A 25955-nucleotide genomic window follows, 5' to 3' on the forward strand; every position below is an offset into this window, starting at 1 on the left:
CGAGGAGTGTTCATGGCCTTCCCGACCGATCTGGAGATCGCGCGCGGCGCGAAGCTCAAGCCCATCGAGGACATCGCAGGCGACATGGGGTTGCCGCCGCACCTCCTCGAGCCGTACGGGCGGGACGTCATGAAGATCGGGTTGGCGGCGGTCGAGGAGCTCTCCGGCGCGCCGCGAGCCAAGTACGTCCTGGTCAGCGCCATCACGCCGACACCGCTCGGCGAGGGGAAGACCACGACGACGGTCGGGCTCGGGCAGGGTTTCAAGCACATCGGCAAGCAGGCGACCGTCGCCGTCCGGCAGCCGTCGATGGGTCCGACGCTCGGCATCAAGGGCGGCGCGGCGGGCGGCGGGTACAGCCAGGTCGTGCCGATGGAGTTGCTGAACCTGCACCTCACCGGCGACATGCACGCCGTCACCTCGGCCCACAACCTGCTCGCGGCGATGGTCGACAACCACCTCCACCAGGGCAACGCGCTCGGGCTCGACGACATCTCCTGGCGTCGCGTGCTCGACATGAACGACCGCGCCCTGCGCAACATCGTGATCGGGCTCGGCGGCAAGGCCGACGGGGTCACCCGGCAGACCGGGTTCGACATCACGGCGGCGTCCGAGGTGATGGCCGCGCTTGCGCTGACCACCGGCATCGAGGACCTGCGTGAGCGGCTGGGCCGGATCGTGGTCGGCTACACCTCGGGTGGTGAGCCCGTCACCGCGGAGGAACTGGAGACCGCCGGCGCGATGACCGTGCTCCTGCGCGAGGCGATCAAGCCGAACCTCATGCAGACACTGGAGAACACACCCGTTCTCGTCCACTGTGGACCATTCGGGAACATCGCGACCGGCAACTCGTCCGTGGTCGCGGACCTGATCGGGCTGCGCACCGGCGACTACCTCATCACGGAGGCCGGGTTCGGCGCGGACATGGGCGCCGAGCGGTTCTTCAACATCAAGTGCCGGGTCTCCGGCGAGGCGCCGGACGCGGCGGTGCTGGTGGCGACCGTGCGTGCGTTGAAGGCGCACTCGGGCAAGTTCAAGATCGTCGCCGGTAAGCCGCTGCCGCCGGAGCTGCTCGCGGAGAACCCGGACGACGTGCACGCCGGCGCGGCGAACCTGCGCAAGCAGATCGAGAACATCCGCATGCACGGCGTCTCGCCGGTCGTCGCGATCAACGCCTTCCCCGGTGATTTCGCCTCGGAGCACGAGGTGATCAGGGAGATCGCGGAGTCGCTCGGGGCGAGGGTCGCGGTGAGCAACCACTTCTCCGAGGGCGGCGCGGGCGCGGTCGAACTGGCCGAGGCGGTCGCCGAGGCCGCCGAGGAGAAGAGCGAGTTCCAGCTGCTGTACCCGTCGTCGGCGCCGCTGCGCGAGAAGATCGAGACGATCGCGACGCGCGTGTACGGCGCGGACGGCGTCTCGTACACGCCGGCGGCGCGGCGGCAGCTGGACCGCTTCGAACGCAACGGTTTCGGCGAGCTGCCGATCTGCATGGCGAAGACCCACCTGTCGATCTCGTCAGACCCGAAGCTGCTGGGTGCCCCGACCGGCTGGACACTGCCGGTGCGGGAGGTGCGTGCGTCCGTGGGCGCCGGTTTCGTGTACCCGATCTGCGGCGACATGCGGACGATGCCCGGCCTCGGCGCGTCCCCGGCCGCGACCCGGATCGACCTGGACCCGAACGGCGAGATCGTCGGCCTGTCGTGAAGTCCTTTTTGGACGAGGTGGCGGCACGCACCCCGGCTCCGGGCGGCGGTGCGGTGGCCGCGATGACCGCGGCGTCGGCCGCCGCACTGGTGTCGATGGCGGCCCGGTTCAGCGCGTCGGAGGACGTGGCCACGGCGGGCGACGAGCTCCGTGCCCGCCTGGTCCAACTGGCGTCCGACGACGCGAAGGCCTACCGGGCCGTGCTCGCGGCCCGGGGTGCCGCCCGACAGGAGGCCATGCGGGTCGCGACGGAGGTGCCCCGCGAGATCGCGTCGGTCGCGGCGGAGGTCGCGGTGCTGGCGCACGGCTTGGTGGAGAACGGCAACCCACGCCTCGTCGGCGACGCACGCGTGGCCGAGCTGGTCGCGGAAGCCGCCGGCCGCGCCGCCGGGGTGCTCGTGGAGATCAACACTAGCCCCAGGTGAGCGGGTCGAGATGAAGGTAGAACCGCTGCCGACCGGCGTCGAGCGTAATGCCGTAGCCGCGGGCGAACGCCTCGTCCGCGGCGGTGTCGTCACCCCAGGTTTCCCTGGCGTTGGCGAGAAGTAGGGCGATGTCGGCGTACCGGTCCGCCGTGCCGAGCCGGCCGAGGTCGACGAAACCGGCGAAGTCCACTGTGTCCGGATCGAGGATGATGTTGGGCAGGCAGAGATCGCCGTGGCAGACAACGGTGTCTTCCTGCTCCAGCCGCTCGCCGACCTGCGCGGCGAGCCGAGCGAGCAGCTCCTCCGGCGGCGTTTCCTGCTGCTCGGCCGGCAAGAACTCCGGGTTGACCGCGCCACGGCCGACGACATCCTCGGCGAGGGCGAGCATCCGGGCCAGGTCCCGGCTGAACGGGCATTGTTCCGGGGGAAGCGCGTGCAAGGCGCGCACGGCCTCCGTGATGGACGGCCATGCCTTGTGGAGCGCTGACGCCGACACGGTGTCGGCGGGCGTGCCGCGCACGGCGCTGGTCACCAGGTACGCGCCGTCGTCGTCGGCGTGCCAGTCGAGCACGGTGGGGCCGGGGATACCGGTGGCACCGAGCCACTCGACGCGGTTCCGTTCCTGCGCCAGGAGATCTTGCCGTCCGGCCGGCACGTGTTTGGCGTAGCGGGAACCATCGGCACTGCGAAAGACGAGAGCGCCCGACTCGCCGCTGGTCACCGCCTCCCACCCGACCCGGCCATATCCCGACATGAAGATCATTCTAGGGCCGGCGGGGCACACCCGCTCGAATCGTTCCGCATGCCATCCTTGTGACTCATGCGGCCTTTGGGGGAGCAGGACCCGCGCACAGCAGGACAGTTTCGGCTGCTCGCGGAACTGGGCGAGGACGAGACCGGGCGGGTGATGCTCGGCCAGCGGGACACCGACGTGTTTCTGATCAAGCTGGTGCACACGCACGTCGCCGAGGGAGACGGTTTCCGCGACCGGCTGCGGAAGGACCTCGCAGAACGAGACCCCCGCGTTCGACCAGTGGTGGAAGGAGACGCGGACGCGCCGGTGCCGTGGGCAGCCGTCGAGTATGTCCCCAGTGCGTCACTGCGGGAGTTTCTGGCCAAGCGCCGTCCGTTCTCGGCATACCACCTGCTCTGGCTGGCAACCGGACTGGCGCGGGCGCTCAAGAAGCTGCATGGGAACGGGCTGGCGCACGGTGAGCTCACCCCGGCTGTCGTGCGCCTCACCGGGACCGGCACGCTGCTGATCGACGTCGGTACCGCCCGTGCCGCGGGCGCGTGCACGCCGGCTGACGACGTGCACGCGCTCGGTGTTCTGCTGGAGAGCGCCAGCGAACGCCCACTTCCAGGCCCCGTCCGCCGGATAGTGGCGGCGTGTACGGCACCGGCTGCCAAGCGGCCGAGTGCGGCAGAGCTGTTGAAAATGATCAAGGGATCGGTCGCCACGTGCTGGCATTCCGAAGTGCACAACGTTGCGCGTGACGAGGTCGATGAGATTGCGGATCTCATCACACAGATCGATGCCGCGCCCGCGATGGACGGGTGGTTGCGGCGGGCTCGCGACAGCATCAATGGCTGGCCGGGCTACCGAACGTCGAAGCATAACGAACCGAGCGAGCCAAGGTTCATCCGGAAGAGGCCGAGAAGTAGGGCCGAACTCGCCGAGGAAGCCGAACAGCGTGCCGATGACGCCAACCAACGCCGAGCCCAGCGGCGCAAACGGCTCGGGGACGGCGCTCTGATCCTCGCCACTGCCGCGTTCGCTGGCTGGGTGGCCGGAAAACTGGCGTTCGGCGGCGTGGACGTCGCCGGGCTCCCGAACTACCTGACGCTTGGCGCAACGGTTGGGTCAGAGCAGGACGCCCGGTTCTACGGACCGATCGTATGGGCGACCATCGGCCCCACCATGGGTGTTGTCTGCGCCGTGCTACTGCTGTTCATCGGGCGCCCGCGCACCAGGGCGCCCGTGTGGACTGTCCTCGCGCTCCTCTCAGCCTCACCGGTCGTGCTCTGGGCACTGAACACCCTGATTGGGCTGGACATCGACGTCATCACCGTTTCCAGTGGCCACATCAGCGATGTTGGCGAACTGTTGGGGATCATCCTGGGAGCAGGGGCGCTGGCAGCGGCCCGAAAACTGTTTCCCGACGCGAAGACCTTCACAGCGCTCTTCTGTTTCCTGACTGTGGTGGTCGCCGCCATCAGTATGCGTGGTTGTCTGGCCTTCGGCTGGATGGGAATCGTCATCGCCGGGGTCATCCGCGTCGATGTCGCCACGTTGCTGGTGGCGACCATCGCCGGCAGCGTCGCATATCGCAACCTACGTCCTGCCGCGTGACTTCCGAAGATCAACCTTCGAGCGTGCCACGCACGTGCCAGGTTTCCCGTGGTGAGTCCCGAGGTGGTTCCTCGACGGACTTCTGCTCGTCGTTCAGCAGCGCCTGTTGGTCACGGTAACCTTGCTCAGCCTTCGCGGCCCGCTGGTCCTGGTTACTGCCCTGGACGATGAATTCCTTCCCAAACTTCGTTCCCCCGTGCCCCGCTGCCGCCGTGATCTTGTCCGCGGCCACCTTCTTGTGCAGCTGGTCGACGTCGTCGGCGAGCTTCTGTGCTTGGTGGGCGATGTCCACCAACGCGCCGGTGTTCTGGTCGACCCTGGCTTGTGCCGAGGTGTGCCGCCGCTTGGCTTGGCCGTGCGCGGCGTTCTTCTGGGGTTGGGTGCCCGGTGCTCCCCGTTCGCTGATCTTCTTCCCGGTCGTGGCGCGTTGCGCGGCGGCTGTACCCACGTCCGTCTGGGCGTCGGCCAGGTCGTCGACGTGCTTCCTGGCCGTGCCGCCGAGGTCCTGGGTCCGGCGGGCCAACGCGCCCTCGTCGGCGAAACGGGACGCCTTCGTCATGCCCGGCGCGTTGGCGATCTGCCTGGTCACCCAGGAGATTCCCTGCCCACCCGCCGCGTCGTCGAGGGCCCGCGCTGCCTGCTTGAGAGCATCACCAGACGAAGCCGCTCCTGCAGCCAACTCATCCAGTTGCCGGGCAAGGGTGCGCAGCTCGCCCGATGCACGGCTGGCCAACCGTGCGCTGGAGATGACGGAGTCGGTGATGAACGCTGCCTGCGCGCCGCCAAACGTCACCGGCGTCAGCGCGGACGCGGCGATCCACTTCGTCACCCGGTCAACCGACCACTCGGCGAACCAGTCACGCAACAAAGCTCGAGTCGTTCCGACGAGTGTCCCAGCGGCATGGGCGGCGTTCGCGGCCGAGTACGCATGAAACGCGCTGTCCGCCACCACTGCGGCGAACTGTTCGACCGCGTTGTTGTACGCCGTCACAGCACCGCCCTGCTGCCCGGCAGCCATACGGCTGACCGACTGACGCAGCTCTTCCACCCGGGCCGTGACCTGATCACCGATGTTGGTCCAGGTCTGCGCCTGGTCAGCCACCATTCCCGGATCGCCGGCCAAGGCGGACAGGAAGTCGTTGAGAAAGCCGACGTGCTCCAACAGCCAACCGATACCGGCGGCGCCCAAGCTCTTCCACGGGCTGGCGATGACTCCCAGGGAGTCGAGACCGACTCCGGCGGCTTCGATCAGGACACCAGAGGCGTCGCCTCGTTGCCAGTTCTCGATGGCGTTCGCCGCACCGCCGGTCAGCCCCGCACCCTCGAACCAACTGGCACCCTCGTGATTGCGGAAGCCGTCGTTCTCGCGATTCTGAGCTTCGATCGGGTTGCTCATGACAGGTCACCGGTGATCTGTTGCATGTTGCTTGTCGCTGTCTGGTTCGCCTGTTCGTACTCCCGGGCCATGTTGGCGAGTTCGTCGCCCACTCGGTCGGCGGCGTTCGCTGCGCTGTCGGCGAACCCGTTGGCGTCGTGGTACCAGTTGTTCAGCGCCCATGACCACGTCACACCGATGAGCCCGAACGCTCTCGTCGTGTCGCCGGCGGTTGCCCTCGCGCCCCGGATCTGTTCGGCGAAGTCGTGGAGGTCCTTCGAGTGCTTGTTCAGGCTGTCGGGATCGACGTCGAATCCGTCGGGCACGACGGTCACCTCCGGCCCTTCTTGAGCACGGTGCGTTGGTCGTAGTCGCTTTCCTCCGTCGCGGACCGGGGTGTGGGACGGGACGGCCGCGCTACTGCCTCTCGCTCCTCGTTGTAGACCGTCACCGGGCGGTGTTTCTGTGGCGCGGACGGTTCATCTGGCGAGGGCAGTTGCTCGCGGAGCATCCGCATGGCCTCGCTGTCTGTGCCTATCAGCGGGGTCATCACCTCGGTGACGCGCTTCGCGGCGGTCGCCTGTGCTCGTCGTGCCGCTGACATGATCGCCTCGGCCAGGCGTTCCTTTGGCAGGCTGTCCGCTGCTCGGCCGAACGACACGTTGACCAGGGCGCCCGTCGCGTTGACGGTTACCGTTTGCCGCGCCGTCCTCGCTGGTCGCCGTGCCGGCCAGTGCTGCTATCTCGGCTTTGGCGGTCTCCGCCTGTCGCAGGGCCTCGGCGGCGCGGCGGTCCAGGTCGTCGATCAGGCTGTGTGGGTCGGTCACTAGGGCCCTCCTCTCCCGTAGGGAGATTAGCCGAGGGTGTTACCGTCCGCTGTCGTTCGTGTGGGTTACGTGATGCGTGGCTGGTCCTCGCCGACCAGGCCGTCTATCGACTCGCGGATCAGTTCCGCGTGTCCTACATGGCGCGCGGCCTCGGGCGCGCGGGTGGTCTGTCCACAAAGGTCATCCACAGGTTTTCCTCCGGATTCTCACATCTGCGGTTCCTACGGTCCGCGTTCGGAGTTGTTCCCCGAACTGAGGAGACCACATGCACGACGACGACGAACCGGTAGGCCGCGTGCTCGGCCGCCGGCAGGCACTCGCCATTCTTGGCATGTCGGGGATGGCGCTGACCGTCGCCGGCGTCGGGGTGGCCGGCGCGGCGAGCGCGTCCTCGACGACCAACGCCGACACGGTCGACATTGTCGTCAAACCGGAGATGACCGAGGGTCCGTACTTCGTGGACGAGAACCTCAACCGCTCCGACATCCGGGTCGACACATCGGACGGGTCGGTTGTCGACGGCACCGCGCTCCGCCTGAACCTGCGGATCATGTCGGTCGCCAGCACCGGTGCGGTGCCGATCAAGGGTGCGCAGGTCGACGTCTGGCACTGCGACGCGTTCGGGGTCTACTCGGACGTCGCCGCGGAGGGGACCGTCGGGAAGAAGTACCTGCGCGGCTACCAGTTGACCAACGGCGACGGGAAGGTGCAGTTCCTCACCATCCTGCCCGGCTGGTACCAGGGCCGGGCGATCCACATCCACGTCAAGGTCCGCACCACGGGCACCGACGGCAACCCGTACGAGTTCACCTCACAGTTGTTCTTCACCGAGGAGTTCAAAACCGCCTACCTGGCCACCCAGCCGTACGCGAGCAAGGGCACGCCGGACACCACGAACAGCACCGACATGTGGTACGCGACCGGCGGTGACCAGATGGTGCTCTCGCCCAAGACGACGGACGAGGGACTGAAGGCGGACTTCACCATCGGGATGGACCTGTCGGACACCGCGGTCGGCGCGTCCGACAGCTTCAGCGCCGGTGGCGGTGGCGGCGGTACTCCACCGGGAGACGGGGTTCCACCTGGCGACGGGACCCCGCCACCCGCCTGAACACAGCCCGGTGCCGCCCAACCGTTGGGCGGCACCGGGTTCCTGTCTCAGGCCGGTTGGCGGAGTTGCGTGGTCGCGGCCAGTGCCAGCGGGTCCAGGTCTGTGCCGCCGGCGTCGGCGTGGGCCAGCAGTGCCCTGGTCATCCTCGGCTCCCAGAACTCGTGGATGTGTTTCGCGACCCGGGCTGCGCCGTCGGCCGGGGGTAGATGTGCGAACTGGATCGCGATCTCGTTCGCCAGACGCACATGTGGGGGGACGCCGCTGCTCATGCCGCCCCCTCGCCCGCTCCGCGGCGCCGGAACGCTCCGCAGGCTCCGCTCCTCCGGCGCCCTCCGCGGTCGAGGTGCCGGCCTGGATATCGATGATTCGCTCCGCAAGCTCCGCTCATGATCCTGCCACCGGCACTGCCACCTGTTCCTTTTCGGACGATGCGCCTGAGGTCGCCAGACCCACCTGGACCGCCGTCACCTTGTACTCAGGGCAGTTCGTCGCCCAGTCGGAGTGTTCCGTCGTCACCACGTTGGCGCCGGTCACCGGGTGGTGGAACGTCGTGTACACCACGCCCACCGGCATGCGGTCGGAGATCTTGGCATGCAAGGAAGTCTGGCCCACCCGGGACGCCAGTGTGACCTTGTCGCCGTCGTTGACACCGCGGACCTCCGCGTCGTGCGGATGGATCTCCAGTATGTCCTCCGGGTGCCACGCGACGTTCGCGGTCCGGCGTGTCTGGGCGCCCACGTTGTACTGCGACAGGATCCGGCCCGTCGTCAGGATCAGCGGGTACTTGCGGGTGCTGCGTTCCTTTGTGGGCACATAAGCCGTCGGCATGAAGCGGCCCTTGCCCCGGACGAACGCGCCCTCGTGCATGATCGGCGTGCCGAGCGGGGCGTTCGCGTTGCACGGCCACTGCACGCTGCCAACGCGGTCGAGCAGTTCGAACGACACGCCCTCGAACGTCGGGGTGGTCATCGCGATCTCGTCCATGATCTGGCTCGTCGAGTCGTAGTGCATCGGGTAGCCCATCGCCTGCGCGATCTCCGCGACGATCTCCCACTCGTGCTTGCCCGTCTTCGGCTTCATGACCGGGCGTACGCGGTTGATGCGGCGCTCGGCGTTGGTGAACGTGCCGTCCTTCTCCAGGAACGACGTGCCGGGCAGGAACACGTGCGCGAACTTCGAGGTCTCGTTCAGGAACAGGTCCTGCACGACCACCAGCTCCATTGCGGACAGTGCCGCGAACACGTGCTTCGTGTTCGGGTCGGACTGTGCGATGTCCTCACCCTGCACGTACAGCGCCCGGAACGAGCCGTCGATCGCCGCGTCGAACATGTTCGGGATGCGCAGACCCGGTTCCGGCAGGATCGGGGTGCCCCACAGCTGCGAGTAGATGTCCCTGACGTTCTCGTCCGACACGTGGCGGTAGCCCGGCAGCTCGTGTGGGAACGAGCCCATGTCGCACGAGCCCTGCACGTTGTTCTGGCCTCGCAACGGGTTCACGCCGACCCCGTCACGGCCGATGTTGCCCGTCGCCATGGCCAGGTTGGCCATGCCCATGACCATTGTCGAGCCCTGGCTGTGTTCCGTGACGCCGAGGCCGTAGTAGATCGCCGAGTTCGGGCCCGCCGCGTACAGGCGAGCCGCCGCCCGTACGTCCGCCGCCGGGACGCCCGTGATCTCCTCCAGAGACTCCGGCGAGTTCTCGGGACGGGCCACAAAGGACGCCCACTCGTCGAAGTCCTCGCAGCGGTCGGCCACGAACTCCTGGTCCACCAGGCCTTCCGTGACGATCACGTGCGCGAAGGAGTTCACCATGGCGACGTTCGTGCCCGGGGCGAGCGGGAGGTGGTACTCCGCCTGGATGTGGGGTGAGCGCACCAGGTCGATCCGGCGCGGGTCCATGACGATCAGTTTCGCGCCCTGGCGTAGCCGGCGCTTCATCCTGGACGCGAACACCGGGTGCCCGTCGGTCGGGTTGGCGCCGATCACGATGATCACGTCCGCCGACTCAACGGACTTGAAGTCCTGCGTGCCCGCCGAGGTGCCGAACGTCTGCTTCAGACCGTAGCCGGTGGGGGAGTGGCACACCCGCGCGCACGTGTCGACGTTGTTGTTGCCGAACGCGGCCCGCACCATCTTCTGCACCACGTACACCTCTTCGTTGGTGCAGCGGGAAGAGGTGATGCCGCCGATCGCGCCGACGCCGTGCCGGCTCTGGATGTCCCGCATCTTCGTGGCGACCGCCTGGATGGCCTCCTCCCACGAGACCGGGCGCCACTCGTCGGTGATCCTCTCCCGCACCATCGGCGAGAGTTGCCGGTCCGGGTGCGTGGCGTAGCCGAAGGCGAAGCGACCCTTCACGCAACTGTGTCCCTCGTTGGCGCCGCCGTCCTTGTACGGCACCATCCTGACCAGCTCGTCGCCCTTCAGTTCGGCCTTGAACGAGCAGCCGACACCGCAGTACGCACACGTCGTGACCACCGAACGGTTCGGCATGCCGAGGTCCACAACGGACCGTTCCTCGAGCGTCGCGGTCGGGCACGCCTGCACGCACGCGCCGCACGAAACGCACTCGGAGCTGAGGAAGTCCAGCCCACCGGGGGAGACCTTCGAGTCGAAGCCACGGCCCTCGATCGTCAGCGCGAACGTGCCCTGCACCTCGTCACAGGCACGCACACAACGCGAGCACACGATGCACTTGCTCGCGTCGAAGTCGAAGTACGGGTTGGAGGTGTCCTTCGGCGCGTCCAGGTGGTTCTCACCCTCGCCGACGCCGTAGCGGACCTCGCGCAGACCGACCACACCGGACATGTCCTGCAGCTCGCAGTCGCCGTTCGCCGAGCACGTCAGGCAGTCCAGCGGGTGGTCCGAAATGTACAGTTCCATGACGCCGCGGCGCAGCTTCTCGAGACGCGGCGTCTGGGTCTTCACGGTCATCCCCGGCCGCACCGGCGTGGTGCAGGACGCCGGAGTGCCCTTCACCCCGTCGATCTCAACAAGACACAGGCGGCAGGAACCGAACGCCTCCAACGAGTCCGTGGCGCACAACTTCGGCACGTCCACGCCAGCGAGCGCGGCGGCACGCATCACCGACGTGCCCTCCGGGACCTTCACGGACAGGCCGTCGATCTCGACGTCGACGGTCGCGTCGCCCTTGCGTGCCGGCGTGCCAAGGTCGGGTTCTTTGAGCAGGCTCATGACGTGGCTCCGAACGTTGGCATGGGCAGCGGTGTACTTCGGCGGAAGTCGGCCGGGAAATGCTTGACGGCGCTGCGCACGGGCATGGGGGTCAGCCCACCCATCGCGCACAGCGAGCCGTCGGTCATCAGCTCGCACAGGTCGTCGAGCAGGACGAGGTTCTCGTCGACGTCCGTGCCGGCGATGATCTTGTCGATGGTTTCCTTGCCACGGACCGCGCCGACGCGGCACGGCGTGCACTTGCCGCACGACTCCACCGCGCAGAACTCCATCGCGAACCGGGCCATCTTCGCCATGTCCACGGTGTCGTCGAAGACGACGATGCCGCCGTGACCGACCATCGCGCCAGCGGCGGCGAACTCCTCGTAGTCCAGCCTGAGGTCGAACCGCTCGGTCGGCAGGTACGCGCCGAGCGGGCCGCCGACCTGCACGGCGCGGACGGGCCGGCCGGTGCGGGTGCCGCCGCCGTAGCCGTTGACCAACTCGCCGAGGGTGATGCCGAACGGTGCCTCGACGATGCCGCCGCGTGCCACGTTGCCGCCGAGCTGGAACACCTGCGTGCCGCGGGACCGGCCGACGCCGAAACCCTGGTACTGAGCGGGGCCGTCGGCGAGGATCATCGGCACCGAGCCGAGCGTGAGCACGTTGTTGACCACGGTCGGGCGGCCGAACAGACCCTCCAGCGCGGGGATCGGCGGCTTCGCGCGGACCATGCCGCGCTTGCCCTCGAGACTCTCCAACATGGAGGTCTCCTCGCCGCAGATGTACGCGCCGGCGCCGACCCGGACGTCCATGTCGAACCTCAGACCGCTGCCGAGGACCGACTGGCCAAGCCAGTTGTGGGCATAAGCGATTTCTATCGCGCGGCGGAGCGTGGCGACGGCGTCCGGGTACTCGGAGCGCACGTAGATGAAGCCCTCGGTGGCCCCGGACGCGTAGGCCGCGATCGTCATGCCCTCGATGAGCGTGAACGGGTCGCCCTCCATCAGCATGCGGTCGGCGAACGTGCCCGAGTCGCCCTCGTCGGCGTTGCAGCAGACGAACTTCACGTCCGCTTCGGCGCCCAGCACGGTCTTCCACTTGATCCCGGCTGGGAAGCCGGCGCCGCCACGGCCACGCAGTCCGGACTCGATGACCTCGTCGACGACCTGCGCCGGGGTCTTCGCCAGCGCGTTGCGCAGGCCGCGCATGCCGCCGTGTGCCTCGTAGTCGCGTGCGGACAGCGGGTCGGTCACGCCGACGCGGGCGAAGGTGACGCGCTTCTGGTCGCGCAGCCACTCGTGCTCCTCGGTGAGGCCGAGGCTGTGGTCGGTGTCGGCGCCGTCGAGCATGCCGTTGCGGATCAGGTCGTCCACCTCGTCCGGGGCGACCGGGCCGTAGGCGACGCGGCCCCGTTCGGTCTCGACCTCGACCAGGGGTTCCAGCCACAGCAGGCCGCGGGATCCGTTGCGCACCAGGTTGATCTCGCGGCCGGCGGCGGCCGAGGAGGACGCGATGGCCAGCGCGACCTCGTCCGCGCCGACCGAGATGGCGGCGGAGTCACGGGGGACGTACACGGTGGTCACATCGTTCATACTGTATACACCTGCCGGTCGGAGTCTGCCCGCATGCTCATGCTTTCTCGAGGAGGGCGTCGAACCGCTGTGGGGTGACGCGGCCGGAGATCCTGCCGTTGATCTCGACCGTGGGGCCGAGTGCGCAGTTGCCGAAGCAGAAAACCTGATCGAGTGTGGCCGAACGCTCCGGCGAAGTGCCGCCGATGTCCGTGCCGAGCCGTTCCCTGGCGTGCGTCACGAGCTCCTCCGCGCCCGCGGCCTGACAGGCCTCCGCGCGGCAGACGCGTACGTGCGTGCCGGCGGCCGGAGCCTTGCGGAAGTCGTGGTAGAAGCTGATCACGCCGTGCACGTCCGCGCGGGAGAGGTTCAGCTCGTCGGCGAGTATCGGCACGACCGCCTGGTCGACGTAGCCGAACGTGGACTGGATGTCGTGCAGGATCGGCAGCAGCGCACCCCGGTCGTCACGATGCGCGGCGACCGCCGAACGCACGTACTGCTCCAGGGGCGACCCGCCCGTCGTTGCGCCGGGTGTCATGCCCCAGACTCTCTCAACCGTTCCGGTGCTGGTCAAAGCACTGATGGTTATCTGTTGAGAGATATCATTTATGACGGCTGGCGAGTGTTGTCCAGAAGTCGATGTAGGCCTGCTCGTGCAGGATGCCGAGTTCGAGTAGGCGAGTCCGGGCGAGCGTGTCGGCGCTGGACGGGTCGAGTTCGGCGCGCCGTTTCCTGTACTGCTCGAGCCAATTCCTGTGCTGGTCAGCTGCGCGCGGGCGAGCGCGGCGGCCTGTTCCGGCGGACCGAGATCGGCGAAGGTCAGCTTGAGCAGCGACGGGTTCCTCGTTTCCGGCGGCGGGGTGTTCGGGGCGGCGAGCCAGCGCGCCAGGACTGGTCCGCAAGGCTGAGCGTGCGGGATCGGTGCGGATCGCGGTGATGACACCTCGCCCTACGCCGCACCCGCGCGAGCCACGGATCTGTCCGGTTTGCCGCCGGCGTACATCCTCACCTGCGGTCTCGATCCCATGCGCGACGACGGCCACGACTACGCAATGCGCCTGATGCGTGCCGATGTTCCCGTGGAGCTCAAGGACGTGCCCGGCGCATGGCACTTCTTCGAGGCCTTCGCCCCGCAACGGCGATCGCACGCGAGACCACCGCGCACTGGCTACGCGCACTCCGAGCCGCATTGAGCGGCTCCTGATCGCCGGCTCGTATCACTCGAAACGCGCTCGGCCCACCTCGCGCTCGACTAGTCTTACGTTCCGTAAGCGATTGATCGCAAAGGGGGATAAGTGACGGATCAGTTCTACGTGCAGCTGGACAGGCTGGACGACATAGCGAACAACCGGCTGCCGGCCATCGCCGAGTCAATCGCGAACGCTCACGGCCAGCTCAAAGAGGCCGTCGGGTGGATAACGCGCACGTTCGATACCGAGGGTCGGTCGTTCGACGACGGGCCCTGGAACGCGGAGCAGCCATACCAGTTCTATCTTTTCTGGCGCCCGGGGAACGAGTGTTACTACGCGATGGACTTCATGCGCCAGATATTCGAGGACAACCACGAGAACGTCAATCTGGCCGCGCAGGCGGTACGAGAGATAGCGCTCCGGTACCGACAGGCCGACGGCCAGGCTTGATCTGGGGGATCAGTGGATATCGAGTGGGCTGCGCGCATGAGTGACATCAGCCAGAACCTTCAGGCGATTCTTCGCGAGCACGACGACGACGGGATCGGAGACGCTGCGCGGCTCTACGAGCGAATCGAGCGTGCATTCAACCTCTTCAGCTGCGGTGAGGGCTATGGCGCGTCGCGGATGAGTGAGTATCTGGCTGGCGCCAAGGAAGAGTTGACGAAGGACAGAGAGCGGGACTTCGGTGGCATCCAAAGAGATATGGATGATTGGCTGGGGGAGGCGGCGAATCAGTTCGCCGACTACATGAATGATCTTTACGACGGCACGGAGATAATGCTCGACCGGATCAACACCCTGCAGATGATTCTGCAGGCGCACGCCCTTCTCGTGAAGGGGATGCGTGAGGACGTCTGTGATCTGATCCAGAAGACGTTGGACGGGATCGCCGCGGCTGAGACGGACGGGTGGAAGGTCGCCGTGACGGTTGCCGGCGTCGTGGCGGGCTTTGCCGCTGGCGTAGCCGGGTCAACAGTCGGGCTCCCGGTATGGGCAGTGATCGGCACGGTCGCGGGGGCCATGGCTGATGGCGCCGCGAGTATCGCAGTCGAGGCGGCGGGGGCCGAGGACGAACTGGGTGTCATTGTGCAGTTTGTCGACTCCGCCGAGAGCATGCTCCATGTGATCGACATCGAGAGGCTGAGGATCGAGAAGGGTTTTCGGGCACTGGCTGATTCGATCACTGACGCAAAACTGATCGAAGTACGGCCAAACCGCCCTGACATCGTCACGGCACCGGACTTCCGGCCGGAATCGTTCGGCATGGCACCCGGTGCCCAAGCAGGACATCCGGTGCCCACCGATACCAGGGATCTCGTGCCTGAACCGCAAAAGCGAGCTGACGGACCTTTCGACCGCGCCACAACCCCAGACGGTCAGTCACATGACCGCTATCCAGAGCAGGGGCCAGCATGACCGACCACGATCCCAGCTTCGATCAACTCGACGAGCGCGCCCGTCAGTTGAGCGCCGATGCCGAACACCTGTACGGCGTGACCAAACGCCGCAAGGAGGCCCTCCGCGCCGCGAACGAACAAGCGCTCCAGGTCACCGGTGAGGCGACGGCACGTGATGGATCGGTGCGTGCCACAGTGGACGCCGGTGGAATGCTGACCGATCTGGCGCTCTCGGCTGAGACACTGCGGTCGGACCCGACGGACCTAGCCCGTCTCGTCACCGCCGTCACCCAGCAGGCGGCCGCCCGTGCCAGAGCGGCAGTGCGTGATGTGTACGAGTCGCTGCGGGACGAGAGAGTCGTGCGAGGCATACCGGTGCTGCTGCCAGAGCCCGTCGTTCAGGAGGAACGGGCCAACTTGCCACGGCGGGTGGAGTTCGATGAGGAAGCTTCCTACGAGGAGCGGACGATAACGCGGCGATCGGGGCGGCGGTGAACCTGGGGCGAAAGATCACGGTGCTCGCCCTGCTCGTGGTGTTGGCCGCCTGCACGTCGCCAGATGAACGTCCTCCCACGGGCAGCACGTCGACGAAAGCCGTTCTTGCCGACCAGCGCCTCCGGCCGGTTCGGATGACCAGTGGTCGTGCGCTCACCTATGTTCAGCCGGAGACAGCGTCACAGATTCTGTGCAACCTGCTGGACAAGGAAGGTTGGGAGCGACTTCTCGACAGCCGGATCGGCCGCACACCCATGGACTACCCGTACGCCGGGTGTGTGATCGCCACCGAACGGGGCCGGCTGAGGATTCAGATGCGCGAATCGGAGGACGCGTTCGAGCCCAGGACCACCATCGCCGGCCGGCCGGCGACGACTTATGAACGACTCCGAGGTGACGTCGTGTTCATCCTCGCGCTCACCGACGAGGCCCTCCGGCCTGTTCCACCGGGGCGGAAACTCACCCTGCGGACGCTGGAAGTCGAGGCATCGGGCGAGCAACCCGAATCCGAGCGCGAGGTCGTCACCCGTGTCCTCACCGAGATCGTCCCGCTGCTCGTGAAGGAGGCGGACCCGCTGCCCGACATGGACGACCAGGGCAACGTCTCCTATGTCAACACGCTCCTGTCCGGCGGCGGCCAGTTCGTCGACCTACCACTACCGGTACAGGCGCTTCAGCTCTGCACGTTCCTGTTGGAAGACGCCGGGTTTCGCGCGGTGGTCAACGAATTCTCCGTGTCCGACACGGGCAGGTGCACAGTCCTGACCGAGCAGGGGGCGGCTGTCGCGGAGACGAAGCACGCGGTTGGTTCCTCGGACACCTACCCGGACACGATTGCCGGTCGGCCCGCTTCTGCCAAGCCACCAGTGGTCAACGTGCGGCTGCGTGACGATGTCGCCGTCGACCTGTACGTGTCCGCCCCGGACTCGGTCGCTGTCGTGGAGAAGCTTGTGCCGTTGTTGCTCAACTAAGAGCCGGCCGCGCGTAGGCGTTCTGCCACGTCCTCCGGGAGGACGTCCGTGATGAAGGCGCCCATGCCGGTTTCCGAGCCGGCCAGGTACTTCAGCTTGTCGGCGGATCGTTGGATCGAGGACACCTGCAGGTGCAGATATGCGTGGTCCCGCAACGGGTCCGACACCGGGGCCTGGTGCCACGCCGCCACGTACGGCAGCGGCATGTCGTACAGCGCGTCCAGTCGTTGCAGCACGTCCAGGTACAGCACGGCAAAATCGTCGCGTTCGGCGTCGGTCAGTGACGGGATGTCCAGTACGCGTCGGTTCGGGTACAGCTGCACCTCCACCGGCCAGCGCGACGCCGCCGGCACGAACGCCGTCCAGTGCTCTGAGGACACCACCACCCTGGCGCCGGACTCGCGTTCACCCGCCAGCACGTCGGCGAACAGGTTGCGGCCGGTTCGCTCGTGGTAGCGGGACGCGTTGCCCAGCATCTGCCGGCTCTTCGGTGTGACGTACGGGTACGCGTAGATCTGGCCGTGCGGGTGGCCGAGCGTCACGCCGATCGCGGCGCCGCGGTTCTCGAACGGGAACACCTGTGCCACACCGGGAAGTTCGCCGAGTGCGGTGGTTCGGTCCGCCCACGTGTCCACCACGAGCCGTGCGTGTTCTGGCTTCAGTGTCGCGAACGCGGCGTCGTGGTCGCTCGTGAAGCACACGACCTCGCACCGGCCGACGCCGGCTCGGGACTCGACCAGTGGGGGCAGGCTCGGAACCTCGTCGCCGACGGCATTCATTGACAGGGAAGGGAAGCGGTTCTCGAACACCACCACGTCGTAGTCGCTGGACGGGATCTCCGTGTGGCGCTCTGATGTGGACGGACACAGTGGGCAGTCCGTTGTGGGCGGGTGGTAGATGCGGTGCTGGCGGTGTGACGCCATGATCACCCACTCGTCGAGCACGGGATCGTGGCGCATCTGGGACGCCGTGGACACCGGGTCGAGTGTCCTCGGGTCGTGGAGCTCGCGTTGCGGCGCGGAGTCGTGGTCGAAGTAGATGATCTCCCGGCCGTCCGCGAGACTCGAGACAGTGCGCTTCATCGTGCCGCCTCCACCTTGACCAGCCGCACGTCGTCGACGTGCTCGGCCAGTGCCGCCCTGCCGTCCGATGGCAGTCCCTCGTCGGAGATCACGACGTCCGCGTCGCTGAGCCGGGCGATCGTCGACAGCCCGACCATGCCCCACTTCGTGTGGTCGGCGAGCACCACGAGTCTCCTGCCGGCGCCGACGAGCGCGCGGTCGGTGTCGGCCTCCAGCAGGTTCGGTGTCGTGTACCCCGCGGTCTCCGCCATGCCGTGCACGCCGAGGAAGACGATGTCCAGGTGCAGCTGTGCCAGCGCGGACACCGCGATCGGGCCGACGAGCGCGTCCGACGGTGTGCGCACCCCGCCTACCACCACCACGTTCTGGTCGGCACGCGGCGACGCGTGCAGCACGTCCGCGATCCGCATGGAGTTCGTGACGATCGTGAGCCCGTCGACCGCGCGTAGCGCGTGCGCGAGTGCCCATGTCGTGGTGCCGGCGGACAAACCGACCGCGGTGCCGGGGGAGACCAGTTCGACCGCTGCTTTCGCGATCGCCTCCTTCTCCGGCTGCTGCTGCAACGACTTCGCCTCGAACCCGGGCTCCTCGGTGCTGGCCGACCTGGCGCGGGTCGCGCCGCCGTGCACCTTGTCGACCAAACCCTGCTGTGCGAGCGCGTCCAGATCGCGACGGATGGTCATGTCGGAGACGCCAAGCATCTGCGCGAACTCGATGACGCGGACCGCGCCCCGCCGGTGGATCTCCTCCACGATGCGGGCTTGCCTCTCCGCTGCCAGCATTGCCTCTCCAAACCGGTAGGGCACCCCAGAGCCGGATCCAATCATAAACCGACTGATTCGAACAGTCCCAGACGTCGGCATTGGTCTACTTCCGATCGCAGCGCTTGGTTTAGGCCATCCACGCGGCGCTGTGAGTAACGCGCGTGTTCATCCGATGTTTCGGGGGATCCTAACCAAAGTGGCAGCTGAACAGCGCTCAGAGATCGGATCTATACGCAGGGTAGTGAAGATATCGTCCGGGTGAACTCGGTATGTCACGAAAGTACCACGGCCTCTTGACAGGCTAACTCTCGGCGACCAAGGTTTCGATTCTGTCAGGTCTCGTTCGCAAGTGTTGAGTTCTCGCCGGTCTCTAGAGGAGGCGCACAATGATGAGCCCTCGTTCGTTCGGTGCTGGCGGAGTGCCCGCCATCGGGCGGCGCACGTTGTTGAAGGGGATGATGGGCGCTGGCGCCCTCGCCGGCCTCGCCGCCTGCGGCGACGGTTCCGGCGGCGGTGGCGGTGGCGACCAGGTCACCCTCGGCTCGAACTGGTCGGACGAGGTGCCGAAGAAAGCCATCGCCCAGGTCATGAGCGGGTTCTCCGGGCCGTCGGTCAAGATCAACACGATCGACCACAACTCGTTCCAGGAGAACATCAACAGCTACCTGCAGGGTGGCCCGGACGACGTCTTCGGCTGGTTCGCCGGTTACCGCATGCAGTTCTTCGCCGAGCAGGGTCTGGTCGGCGACATCAGCGACGTGTGGTCCGACATCGGCAGCGGCTTCTCCGACGCGCTCAAGCAGCAGTCCACCGGCGCGGACGGCAAGCAGTACTTCGTGCCGCTCTACTACTACCCGTGGGCGGTCTTCTACCGGAAGAGCGTCTGGCAGGAGAAGGGTTACACCGCGCCCAAGACGCTCGACGAGTTCACCGCGCTGTCCACCAAGATGCAGGCGGACGGCCTCGCCCCGATCGCGTTCGGCGACTCGGACGGCTGGCCCGCGATGGGCACGTTCGACTACCTGAACATGCGGATCAACGGCTACGACTTCCACAAGCAGTTGATGGCCGGCGAAGAGGCATGGGACTCGAGCAAGGTCAAGACCGTCTTCGACACCTGGAAGGGTCTGCTGCCTTTCCACCAGGCGGACTCGCTCGGCCGGACGTGGCAGGAGGCGGCGCAGTCGCTCCTCAACAAGGAGTCCGGGATGTACCTGCTCGGCCTGTTCGTCGGCCAGCAGTTCCCGGAGGGCGCGGACCGCGACGACCTGGACTTCTTCCCGTTCCCGGAGATCGACTCGAACGTCGGCGCCGACGCGGTCGAGGCGCCCATCGACGGGTTCATGATGGCGGCGCGGCCACGCAACGAGTCCGGCGCCAAGGACCTGCTCAAGTACCTGGGCACGGCGAAGGCCGAGGACACCTACCTCAAGTCCGACCCGAACAACATCGGCACGCACAACGACGCCGACACCAGCGGGTACTCGGAGCTGCAGAAGAAGGCGCAGACGCTCGTGAGCAGCGCCAAGTCGATCTCGCAGTTCCTCGACCGCGACACCCGTCCCGACTTCGCCTCGACGGTGATGATCCCGTCGCTGCAGGAGTTCATCAAGAACCCCAACGACATCGACAGTCTCCTCAAGAACATCGAGAGCCAGAAGAAGTCGATCTTCGGTGGCTGACGTGATGACCCGACCGGGGCACGTAGCGAAGCAGCATCGCCGCGTGCCTCGGTCGACCCATCCGCGCACTTTGTCCACGATGGACAAGGTGGTCATAGTTCTGATGGTCACCATCCCGGCACTCGTCGTCGCCGGGCTGGTGTGGGGGCCCGCGCTCGCGTCCATCGTGCTGTCGTTCACGGACTGGAACGGCATCGGCAAGATCGGCGACATCAACTTCATCGGCGCGGAGAACTACGACAACGTCTTCAACAACTATCCGCCGTTCCCGCCGGCGATGGAGCACAACCTCATCTGGCTGGTTGTGTTCTTCCTCGGGCCGACGCTGCTGGGCATCTTCCTTGCCGTGTTGCTGGACAAGGAGATTCGCGGCTCCAGGATCTACCAGAGCATCTTCTTCCTGCCAGTGGTCCTTTCGCTCGCGCTGATCGCCTTCATCTGGCAGCTGATCTACTCCCGCGACCAGGGCCTGCTGAACGAGCTGTTCGGCACGCAGACGGACTGGTACGGCGATCCGGACGTCAACCTGTGGGCCGTGCTCGTCGCGGCGAGTTGGCGGCACACCGGGTACATCATGCTGCTGTACCTGGCGGGGCTGAAGTCGGTGGACCCGGCGCTGCGTGAGGCCGCCGCCGTGGACGGCTCCGGTGAGGTGCGCACGTTCTTCCAGGTGGTTTTTCCGGTGATGCGGCCGGTGAACCTCGTGGTCCTGGTGATCACGGTAGTGGAGTCGCTGCGTGCGTTCGACATCGTCTGGGTGATCAACAAGGGCAGGAACGGGCTCGAACTGATCTCCGCCTTGGTGACACAGAACGTGATCGGTGAGGCGAGCCGGATCGGGTTCGGGTCGGCGCTGGCCACGATCATGATCCTGATCTCGACGGTGTACATCGTGGTCTACATGATCCAGGTCGTGCGGGAGCGGCGATGACGACGGCAATAGTGGGGCGTAACAAGAAGCGCCCGGCGCGTGTTGTCCTGCAGGTGTTCCTGATCGTGATGGCCGTCGGCTGGCTCTTCCCGGTCGCCTGGGCGGTCTACAACTCGTTGCGGGACTACAACTTCACGTCCACGCACGGGTACTTCTCGGTCGGCGGCTTCACGCTGAAGAACTACGTCAACGCATGGGCGCAGGGCAACTTCGGCCAGACCTTCTTCAACTCGGCGGTCATCACCATCCCCGCCGTGATCCTGACGCTGCTGCTCGCGTCGTCGGCCGCGTTCGTGCTGGCCCGCTTCAACTTCAAGTTCAACCTGGTGATGCTGACGTTCTTCACCGCGGCGAACATGCTGCCACAGCAGGCACTGCTGGTGCCGTTGTTCCGGCTGTTCCTCAACGTCGAGGTGCCGTACTCGATCAGTGACTCCGGCACGCTGTACGACACGTACTACGCGGTGATCGCGGTGAACGTGGCGTTCCAGACCGGCTTCTGCACGTTCGTGCTGAGCAACTACATGCGCACGATCCCGAAGGAGCTGCAGGAGGCCGCGTACGTCGACGGCGCCGGGGTGTTCCGCCAGTTCTGGCAGGTCGTGCTGCCGCTGTGCCGGCCGGCGCTGGCCGCGCTCGCGGTACTGCAGGTCACCTGGGTGTACAACGACTTCTTCTGGGCGGTCGCCTTCATGCGCTCCGGGGACAAGTTCCCGGTGACCAGCTCGCTGCAGAACCTCAAGGGCCAGTTCTTCACCGACTACAACCTGCTGTCGGCTGGCTCGGTGATCGTCGCCATCCCGACGCTCATCGTCTTCTTCTTGCTGCAACGTCACCTTCGTGCGGGTCTAACACTGGGAGCAACCAAGGGATGAGCGGAGCTTGCGGAGCGAATCATCGATTTCCAGGACGCCACCGAGCCTGCGGAGGCCGCCGATGGAGCGGAGCCTGCGGAGCGTTTCGGCGGCACGGAGCTGGTGAGGGGGCGTCATGATCGTCCACCTTCGGGCAGACACCGTCAGCCTCGTCATCGACGCACGCGAACTCCCAACAGTCGTTCACTGGGGCGCACCGCTCGGTGATCTGTCCGAAGGGGACCTGGTCACCCTGGCGGACGGCGCCGTCTCACCGGTCTCGATGAACGCGCCCGGTGTGCCGGTGCCGATCGCGCTGCTGCCGTCGGCTCGCGCCGGCTATCCGGGCCGGCCGGGCCTGCGTGGTCATCGGTCTGGTGTGGACTGGTTGCCGTCGTTGACGCTCACCTCGGTCAAGCAGTTCGGCACCACGGCGACGTTCGAGTACTCCGGCACCGTCCGCGTGGTGTCCACGGTGGAGCTGACCACGTCCGGTGTGGTCCGCGTCCGGCACACGGTGAGCAACGACGGCGCCGAACCGTACGTCGTGGACGGTGTCGAGACGGCGCTTCCGGTGCCCGCGCAGGCGACCGAGCTGCTGGACTTCACCGGCCGCTGGTCAAGGGAGAAGCACCCGCAGCGCCGGTCGTTCGACATGGGTTCGTGGGTACGGGAGAACCGGCGCGGCCGCACCGGACACGACGCGACGCTCGCGCTGCTCGCGGGGACCGCGGGTTTCGGGTTCCGCACCGGCGAGGTGTGGGCCGTGCACGTCGCGTGGAGTGGAAACCACGTGACCTACGCGGAACGCGTGCACGAGGCGCGGGGTGTGCTCGGCGGCGGCGAGTTGCTGACCAGCGGCGAGGTGATCCTGGCGCAGGGCGAGACGTACGAGTCGCCATGGCTGTACGCGGCCTACTCGGCCACCGGGATCGACGGCATCTCGGCCGCGTTCCACACGTGGATGCGTTCCCGCGCAACACATCCGACGCGCTCGCGGCCGGTCGTGCTGAACACGTGGGAGGCCGTCTACTTCGACCACGACCTGAACCGCCTGCAGGGCCTCGCGGACGTCGCGGCCCGCGTCGGCGTGGAACGGTTCGTCCTGGACGACGGCTGGTTCCGGCACCGCAGGGACGACACCGCGGGCCTTGGCGACTGGTATGTGGACGAGGGCGTGTGGCCCGCCGGCCTGACCCCGCTGATCAAGCACGTCACGGGCCTGGGCATGGAGTTCGGCATCTGGGTCGAGCCGGAGATGGTGAACCCGGACTCGGACCTCTACCGCGCGCACCCGGACTGGGTGCTGGCGCCGGGGGATGGCTCACTCCCGCCGCCGTCCCGTCAGCAGCAGGTCGTCGACCTCGCGAATCCGGACGCCTTCGCGTACATTCTGGACCGACTGGACGAGTTGTTGCGGGACAACGACATCGCGTTCCTCAAGTGGGACCACAACCGCGACCTGATCGCCGCGGGTCACGGCGACCACCCCGGTGTCCGCGCGCAAACGCTTGCCGCGTACCGGTTGTTCGACGAACTCCGCGCCCGCCACCCGAACGTCGAGATCGAGAGCTGCTCCAGCGGTGGCGGCCGCACGGACCTCGAGATCCTGGCGCGTACCGACCGCGTCTGGGCCAGCGACTGCAACGACGCACTGGAACGCCAGACAATTCAGCGGTGGACGGCGTTGCTGCTGCCGCTGGAGCTGATCGGCGCCCACGTCGGTCCGGCACACAGCCACACGACCGGCCGGACACAGGACCTGTCGTTCCGCGTGGCCACCGCGCTGTTCGGGCACTTCGGCATCGAGTGGGACATCGCCTCGGAGTCACCGGAAGAACAGGCGGCACTGGCGGAAGCGGTGGCCTTCGTCAAGGAGGTCCGCCGGTTGCTGCACACGGGCGAACTGGTGCGGGGCGACCACCCGGACCCGTCGGCGTCCGTCACCGGCGTCGTCGCGGAGGACGGCGCGCTGTTCAGCTACGCGCAGCTGACGACGTCCGAGCGCACCGTGCCCCCGTTGGTGCGACTGCCCGGACTCGACCCGGACCGCCGCTACACGGTGACCCCGGTCTTCCCCGGCGGCAGGCCGAAGACACAGCAGCTGAACCAGGTGGACGAGTCGGCGAAGGTGCTCACCGGCCGCGTGCTGGGCGAGGTGGGCGTCCGCCTGCCGAACCTCATGCCGGAACAGGCCTGGCTGCTTCGTGTGACGCCGAGCTAGCCGGAAATCCCTTCACGACGAGCAGCAGGCCGAGGCCGACCTCGAAGAGACCGCCCGGGATCGACAGCACGAGACCGACGGGTTGGCCGACGACTTCGAGCATGGACCCAGCGAGGAAGACGACGTAGCCGACCAGGCCCCAGATCGCCATGAACCGCGGCACCAGCCGTGCCCGCAGCAGGACGCGGCAGAACAGCACTCCCGCGACCGCCGCGGCGATCATGGCGATCTGGTAGGCGTAGTCGTTGCCCTCCCTGGCGATCCGGCCCAGTGCGGGGAAGATCGTGTCGTCCGGCCCGGCGGATCGGTGCTCCTCTGCGATCGGCACCAGCAGGAGCAGGAAGACGACACCCACGGCCAGCGAGACCGCCTCGATCGCCCTGCCCGTCACGTACGCGTAGGCGGAGACCTCGTGGTGTCGTCTCAGCACGGGTAACGCGAGCACGCCGATGCCGACGACGGCGGCCGAGTTGACCAGCATCAGCAGCGCGCCCGTCGAGACGTGCCGGGCGGCTTCGACCATGGCGCCGCCCGTCAGGTAGGCGACGAACGCCAGCAGGAACAGGGCGCCCATGACGCGCCCGATGCTTTTCGGTGACATGTGTTCCTCCGGAGTGTCGGTGCGTCGTACTAAGTACGAAACGCTACCGTACTAAGTACGACGCCACCAGAGTCCCGGGAGGTTCCTGTGTCGCCGCTCAGTCGGGAACGAGTGCTGCGTGCCGCCGTCGCGGTCGCCGACGAGCGTGGACTGAACGCGCTGACCATCCGGTCACTTGCCCAGGAGCTCGGCGTCAAACCGATGACCGTCTACCACTACGTCGCCACCAAGGAGGAAATTCTCGACGGCATCGTCGAGTCGGTGTTCGGCGAGATCGAGCTACCGGTGCCCGGCCGCGACTGGCGGGAGGAGCTGCGCAAGCGGGCGGTCTCGGCCCGTGCCGTGTTCCGGCGGCACCCCTGGGCGCTCGCGCTGCTCGAGTCACGCACCCAACCCGGCCCGGCGTCGCTGCGCCACCACGACGCGACCATCGGCACGTTGCGCCTGGCCGGGTTCTCCGTGGTGATGACCGCCCACGCCTACGCCCTGCTGGACAGCTATGTGTACGGGTTCGCGCTCCAGGAGGCCGCGTTGCCGTTCGAGGGCCCGGACGCCGCGGCATCCGTCGCAGAGCCGATCATGGAGACGTTCCCGGACGACGAGTACTCCCATCTGGCCGAGCTCGCCCGCGAGCACATCATGCGCCCCGGCTACGACTTCGCCGACGAGTTCGAGTTCGGTTTGGACGCCGTACTCGACGCACTCGCGAGAATGCGCCATGGTTCACCCTGACGTGTCCCAGTGGAACTCGTCGGCCAACTCGCCCCTCTCGGCATAGCGGGTTGCCGCGACGAGTGCTTCCTCGATGGTCGCCACGTAGTGGCTGTCGTAGTCGCCTGGCTGACCGCCGGCAAAGAGGGAAATGGTTCCCGCAGGACGAGGGGAGCCCGTGCGTAGACGGTGGAAGACCAGGTTGTCGGAAGTGGTGTAGACAACCAGTCCGGTGTCCGCGCCACCTCCGATGGCCATGTGGGCCTCCCCGCCAGGGCTGAGGGTCACGAGCGTGTGCCGGTCGCCGTCGAGCATCCTCACCAGGCCGGCGACCCGGTCGCTGGTCAGGTCGTCCGCACCGTACGCCCGGTCCACGAAGGTCAGGTTGTCATCGACGACCGCCGAGTTGACGTACACCTCGGATCACCCAACTTCCTTTGCGTGCGGCAAGCATCTCGCTGAGCTGGCCCGACCATCAGATGGGGTGCCAACAAACGAGAACGCGTT

Annotated in this window: 25 protein-coding genes and 1 pseudogene; 14 read left to right on the forward strand and 12 right to left on the reverse strand. The window is 67.1% G+C overall.

Annotated features, from left to right (window positions below; translation table 11 throughout):
* Positions 1-12: 12 nt before the first annotated feature.
* Both VF106_RS24730 and VF106_RS24735 read left to right on the forward strand, forming a co-directional pair.
* A complete protein-coding gene (locus VF106_RS24730) occupies positions 13-1704 on the forward strand; it encodes a formate--tetrahydrofolate ligase (protein ID WP_330842206.1) in 1692 nt (563 codons plus the stop codon).
* The gene (locus tag VF106_RS24735) at positions 1701-2129 is read left to right on the forward strand and encodes a cyclodeaminase/cyclohydrolase family protein (RefSeq protein WP_330842207.1); all 429 of its coding nucleotides are present in this window, start codon (positions 1701-1703) and stop codon (positions 2127-2129) included. The genes VF106_RS24730 and VF106_RS24735 overlap by 4 nt, the downstream gene beginning before the upstream one ends.
* Here the strand turns inward: VF106_RS24735 and VF106_RS24740 are convergent.
* On the reverse strand, positions 2116-2892 hold the full coding sequence (locus tag VF106_RS24740; RefSeq protein WP_414639054.1) for an APH(3'') family aminoglycoside O-phosphotransferase: 777 nt from the start codon (positions 2890-2892) through the stop codon (positions 2116-2118). The two genes, VF106_RS24735 and VF106_RS24740, sit on opposite strands and share 14 nt — an antisense overlap.
* A gap of 57 nt (positions 2893-2949) precedes the next feature.
* Between VF106_RS24740 and VF106_RS24745 the strand changes: the two genes are divergently transcribed.
* Complete coding sequence (locus tag VF106_RS24745) at positions 2950-4482, forward strand: serine/threonine-protein kinase (protein WP_330842209.1); 1533 nt, start codon at positions 2950-2952, stop codon at positions 4480-4482.
* 10 nt (positions 4483-4492) lie between these two features.
* On the opposite strand, the gene VF106_RS24750 is transcribed toward VF106_RS24745, so the two are convergent.
* The 3 genes and pseudogenes from VF106_RS24750 to VF106_RS24760 form a co-directional block, all read right to left on the reverse strand.
* Positions 4493-5878: a hypothetical protein gene (locus VF106_RS24750; RefSeq protein ID WP_330842210.1), complete on the reverse strand. Its 1386-nt coding sequence runs from the start codon at positions 5876-5878 to the stop codon at positions 4493-4495.
* The gene (locus tag VF106_RS24755) at positions 5875-6183 is read right to left on the reverse strand and encodes a type VII secretion target (RefSeq protein WP_330842211.1); all 309 of its coding nucleotides are present in this window, start codon (positions 6181-6183) and stop codon (positions 5875-5877) included. The genes VF106_RS24750 and VF106_RS24755 overlap by 4 nt, the downstream gene beginning before the upstream one ends.
* Positions 6184-6188: 5 nt before the next feature.
* A pseudogene (locus VF106_RS24760) lies at positions 6189-6542 on the reverse strand (hypothetical protein); the annotation flags it as partial.
* Positions 6543-6949: 407 nt separating this feature from the next.
* Between VF106_RS24760 and VF106_RS24765 the strand changes: the two are divergent.
* Entirely contained in the window at positions 6950-7795 is an 846-nt protein-coding gene (locus VF106_RS24765) for a dioxygenase family protein (protein WP_330842212.1), read from the forward strand.
* Positions 7796-7842: 47 nt separating this feature from the next.
* Here the strand turns inward: VF106_RS24765 and VF106_RS24770 are convergent, their stop codons facing one another.
* The 4 genes from VF106_RS24770 to VF106_RS24785 form a co-directional block, all read right to left on the reverse strand.
* The gene (locus tag VF106_RS24770; RefSeq protein ID WP_330842213.1) at positions 7843-8064 is read right to left on the reverse strand and encodes a formate dehydrogenase subunit delta; all 222 of its coding nucleotides are present in this window, start codon (positions 8062-8064) and stop codon (positions 7843-7845) included.
* Between the two features lie 115 nt (positions 8065-8179).
* Positions 8180-10990 (reverse strand): formate dehydrogenase subunit alpha, encoded by a 2811-nt coding sequence (gene fdhF / locus VF106_RS24775; protein ID WP_330842214.1) that lies wholly within the window; start codon positions 10988-10990, stop codon positions 8180-8182.
* Positions 10987-12564, reverse strand: coding sequence for a formate dehydrogenase beta subunit (locus tag VF106_RS24780; protein ID WP_330842215.1), 1578 nt, complete (start codon positions 12562-12564; stop codon positions 10987-10989). Before VF106_RS24780 ends, fdhF begins: the two co-directional genes overlap by 4 nt.
* A gap of 37 nt (positions 12565-12601) precedes the next feature.
* The gene (locus VF106_RS24785; RefSeq protein ID WP_330842216.1) at positions 12602-13081 is read right to left on the reverse strand and encodes an NAD(P)H-dependent oxidoreductase subunit E; all 480 of its coding nucleotides are present in this window, start codon (positions 13079-13081) and stop codon (positions 12602-12604) included.
* Between the two features lie 379 nt (positions 13082-13460).
* On the opposite strand from VF106_RS24785, the gene VF106_RS24790 reads away from it, so the two are divergent.
* From VF106_RS24790 to VF106_RS24810, 5 genes are all read left to right on the forward strand, one after another.
* Complete coding sequence (locus VF106_RS24790; protein ID WP_330842301.1) at positions 13461-13736, forward strand: alpha/beta hydrolase fold domain-containing protein; 276 nt, start codon at positions 13461-13463, stop codon at positions 13734-13736.
* Positions 13737-13838: 102 nt separating this feature from the next.
* The gene (locus VF106_RS24795; protein WP_330842217.1) at positions 13839-14183 is read left to right on the forward strand and encodes a hypothetical protein; all 345 of its coding nucleotides are present in this window, start codon (positions 13839-13841) and stop codon (positions 14181-14183) included.
* Positions 14184-14219: 36 nt separating this feature from the next.
* Positions 14220-15152: a hypothetical protein gene (locus VF106_RS24800; protein WP_330842218.1), complete on the forward strand. Its 933-nt coding sequence runs from the start codon at positions 14220-14222 to the stop codon at positions 15150-15152.
* Positions 15149-15628, forward strand: a complete 480-nt coding sequence (locus tag VF106_RS24805) for a YbaB/EbfC family nucleoid-associated protein (protein ID WP_330842219.1) — start codon at positions 15149-15151, stop codon at positions 15626-15628. The genes VF106_RS24800 and VF106_RS24805 overlap by 4 nt, the downstream gene beginning before the upstream one ends.
* On the forward strand, positions 15625-16599 hold the full coding sequence (locus VF106_RS24810; protein ID WP_330842220.1) for a hypothetical protein: 975 nt from the start codon (positions 15625-15627) through the stop codon (positions 16597-16599). The genes VF106_RS24805 and VF106_RS24810 overlap by 4 nt, the downstream gene beginning before the upstream one ends.
* Here VF106_RS24810 and galT read toward each other — a convergent pair.
* Positions 16596-17681 (reverse strand): galactose-1-phosphate uridylyltransferase, encoded by a 1086-nt coding sequence (gene galT, locus VF106_RS24815; protein WP_330842221.1) that lies wholly within the window; start codon positions 17679-17681, stop codon positions 16596-16598. The genes VF106_RS24810 and galT overlap by 4 nt on opposite strands.
* Entirely contained in the window at positions 17678-18463 is a 786-nt protein-coding gene (locus VF106_RS24820) for a DeoR/GlpR family DNA-binding transcription regulator (protein ID WP_330842222.1), read from the reverse strand. The genes galT and VF106_RS24820 overlap by 4 nt, the downstream gene beginning before the upstream one ends.
* A 368-nt stretch (positions 18464-18831) precedes the next feature.
* On the opposite strand from VF106_RS24820, the gene VF106_RS24825 reads away from it, so the two are divergent.
* The 4 genes from VF106_RS24825 (at position 18832) to VF106_RS24840 (ending at position 24136) form a co-directional block, all read left to right on the forward strand.
* Entirely contained in the window at positions 18832-20127 is a 1296-nt protein-coding gene (locus VF106_RS24825; RefSeq protein WP_330842223.1) for an ABC transporter substrate-binding protein, read from the forward strand.
* Positions 20128-20206: 79 nt separating this feature from the next.
* Complete coding sequence (locus VF106_RS24830) at positions 20207-21058, forward strand: carbohydrate ABC transporter permease (protein ID WP_330842224.1); 852 nt, start codon at positions 20207-20209, stop codon at positions 21056-21058.
* On the forward strand, positions 21055-21933 hold the full coding sequence (locus VF106_RS24835; RefSeq protein WP_330842225.1) for a carbohydrate ABC transporter permease: 879 nt from the start codon (positions 21055-21057) through the stop codon (positions 21931-21933). The genes VF106_RS24830 and VF106_RS24835 overlap by 4 nt, the downstream gene beginning before the upstream one ends.
* Before the next feature lie 115 nt (positions 21934-22048).
* On the forward strand, positions 22049-24136 hold the full coding sequence (locus tag VF106_RS24840) for an alpha-galactosidase (protein WP_330842226.1): 2088 nt from the start codon (positions 22049-22051) through the stop codon (positions 24134-24136).
* Here VF106_RS24840 and VF106_RS24845 read toward each other — a convergent pair.
* The gene (locus tag VF106_RS24845) at positions 24093-24737 is read right to left on the reverse strand and encodes a DUF4386 domain-containing protein (protein WP_330842227.1); all 645 of its coding nucleotides are present in this window, start codon (positions 24735-24737) and stop codon (positions 24093-24095) included. The genes VF106_RS24840 and VF106_RS24845 overlap by 44 nt on opposite strands.
* Before the next feature lie 87 nt (positions 24738-24824).
* On the opposite strand from VF106_RS24845, the gene VF106_RS24850 reads away from it, so the two are divergent.
* Positions 24825-25469, forward strand: coding sequence for a TetR/AcrR family transcriptional regulator (locus VF106_RS24850; protein WP_330842228.1), 645 nt, complete (start codon positions 24825-24827; stop codon positions 25467-25469).
* Here the strand turns inward: VF106_RS24850 and VF106_RS24855 are convergent.
* Entirely contained in the window at positions 25461-25865 is a 405-nt protein-coding gene (locus VF106_RS24855; RefSeq protein ID WP_330842229.1) for a hypothetical protein, read from the reverse strand. The two genes, VF106_RS24850 and VF106_RS24855, sit on opposite strands and share 9 nt — an antisense overlap.
* Positions 25866-25955 lie beyond the last annotated feature (90 nt).

Source organism: Actinophytocola sp. (assembly GCF_036378875.1).
Lineage (GTDB): Bacteria > Actinomycetota > Actinomycetes > Mycobacteriales > Pseudonocardiaceae > Actinophytocola.